The 2790-nt window shown below is 39.7% G+C and carries 1 protein-coding gene; it reads left to right on the top strand.

Going from position 1 to position 2790, the window contains the following annotated elements:
- Positions 1-478: 478 nt before the first annotated feature.
- Positions 479-2790: DNA-directed RNA polymerase subunit beta (gene rpoB, locus ACOVQ4_RS04885; protein ID WP_421819534.1), on the top strand; the 2312-nt coding region annotated here is incomplete at its 3' end.

Raw genomic sequence — 2790 nt, 5'->3', positions numbered from 1 at the left:
TGAGCGTTTGGTAAAAACATATCTGTAGTTACTAAAAAACATGTTAAAACTCTTTGCCTATTGCTTATAGCATGACAACTTAAATCTAATTTTGTTCACTTATTTATAGATAAAACAAAAGGCAACGCGCATTGTGGCGAATAATAATCGTTATAATCCATTTTTTTCATAACTCCAAATTTTCTTACTAAAAACTTGATAATCAAAGATTAATTTAATAATTTTGCAGGCTATCAAAGATTTTACGGATTTTGCATCCCATTTGATAAGTACTTGGTTCCGAAACACTTTTCTTTTTTCGTAGGAAGAACAGCAAAGGGAAACAATGATACTCACATCTACGAGGCTCCATTTGGCTCAAAAGCCAAAAAATGTCAGTTTTGTAAAGAACACCTTACTCAGTCTTTACTGATTGATACCAACTGGTAACAGTAAACTTTTACAGTAAACTTCAAAAACAGTAACAGCCTTGGCACACATGACAAACACTGGCAGACTTACGTTCGCCAAAGTTAAGAATTTGCTCGAATACCCAGATTTCTTGGATATTCAGGTAAAGTCATTTCAGGAGTTTTTCCAATTAGAAACTCCTGCCGAAAACCGTAATGGCGAGGGTCTTTTCAAGGTTTTTGCAGAGAACTTCCCAATCGCGGACTCTCGTGAAAACTTTGTCCTCGAATTTATCGATTATTCGGTTGACCCTCCAAAATATTCAGTAGATGAGTGTATCGACCGCGGTCTTACCTACTCAGTACCTTTAAAGGCAAAACTTCGTTTGATTTGTAATGATGATGATAACGAAGATTTTGAAACAATTGAGCAAGAGGTATTCTTAGGAAATATTCCATACATGACTGAGCGAGGCTCATTCGTTATCAATGGAGCTGAACGTGTAATCGTTTCTCAATTGCACCGCTCTCCAGGGGTATTCTTCTCTCAAAGCCGTCATACAAATGGTACAAAGTTGTATTCAGCTCGTATTATTCCTTTCAAAGGTTCTTGGATTGAATTTGCAACTGACGTAAACAACGTGATGTATGCTTACATCGACCGTAAGAAAAAGTTCCCTGTAACTACACTTCTTCGTGCGATTGGTTTTGGTTCAGATAAAGAAATCCTCGACTTGTTTGGTCTTTCTGAAGAAGTAAGAGCTGATCAAGCTACTTTGAAAAAAGCAGTTGGTCGTCGTTTGGCTGCAAGGGTTTTAAGAACTTGGCAGGAAGACTTCGTAGATGAAGATACGGGCGAGGTAGTATCAATCGACCGTAATGAGGTATTAATGGAGCGTGACTCTATTATCTCAGCAGACGATATCGAAACGATTTTAGATGCAGGTCTTGATACCATCATTCTTCACAAAGAAGATATGAACGTGAATGATTATAACATCATTTACAATACATTACAAAAAGACTCTTCAAACTCAGAAAAAGAAGCCGTTGAGCAAATTTACCGTCAGTTGCGTAATACAGAAGCGCCAGACGAACAAACTGCTCGTGATATTATCCAAAACTTATTCTTCTCTGACAAACGTTACGATTTAGGTGAGGTAGGTCGTTACAGAATTAATAAGAAGTTGGGACATGATATTCCAATGGAAACCAAAGTATTAACAAAAGATGATATCATTTCAATTGTAAAATACTTAATTGGTTTGATTAACTCTAAAGCGGTAGTTGATGATATTGACCACTTGTCAAACCGTCGTGTTCGTACTGTAGGAGAGCAATTATACGCTCAGTTTGGTGTAGGTTTGGCTCGTATGGCTCGTACAATCAAAGAACGTATGAACGTTCGTGATAACGAAGACTTCAAGCCAGTTGATTTGATTAATGCACGTACGCTTTCGTCAGTAATCAACTCGTTCTTCGGTACCAACCAGCTATCTCAGTTTATGGACCAAACAAACCCATTGGCCGAGATTACTCACAAACGTCGTTTGTCAGCTCTAGGGCCTGGTGGTCTCTCTCGCGAGCGTGCTGGTTTTGAGGTTCGTGACGTTCACTATACGCACTACGGTCGTCTTTGTACAATCGAAACACCAGAAGGTCCAAACATCGGTTTGATTTCATCACTTTGCGTTCACGCAAAAATCAACTCGATGGGCTTTATCGAAACTCCATATCGTGTGGTTGAAGGAGGTAAAGTTCAGGTAGATCAAGTTCATTACTTGACAGCAGAAGAAGAAGATGGTAAAAACATCATTCAGGCAAATGCTTCTTATGGTGACGATGGTTTGTTTGAAAGCGATCGTGTAAAAGCTCGTTTTGAAGGTGACTTCCCTCGTGTTGACCCTCAAGAGGCTCAATTCATGGACGTTGCTCCAAACCAAATCGTATCGGTGGCGGCTTCGTTGATTCCATTCTTGGAGCACGATGATGCTAACCGTGCCTTGATGGGTTCCAACATGCAACGTCAGGCCGTACCACTATTACGTCCTGAAGCCCCTATTGTAGGTACTGGCCTTGAAGCTCGCGTAGCACTTGACTCTCGTACACTTGTTGTAGCAGAGGCTGATGGTGTTATCGATTATGTGGATAGTATCAAAATCGTGGTTAAATACGATATGTCACCAGATGAATACTTAGTAAGTTTTGAAGGTGATACAAAAGAATACAAACTGATTAAGTTCCGTAGAACTAACCAGGATACAACCATCAACTTGAAGCCGATTGTTCGTAAAGGACAACGTGTGAAAAAAGGAGAAGCACTTTGTGAAGGTTATGCAACACAACAGGGTGAATTGGCACTTGGACGTAACATGAAAGTAGCCTTCATGCCTTGGCAAGG

Origin of the sequence: Flectobacillus sp. (assembly GCF_049240685.1) — a bacterium.
Taxonomy (GTDB): Bacteria; Bacteroidota; Bacteroidia; order Cytophagales; family Spirosomataceae; genus Flectobacillus.
The sequence above is the reverse complement of the archived record's forward strand: the minus strand, read 5'-3'. Positions and strand labels throughout refer to the sequence as shown.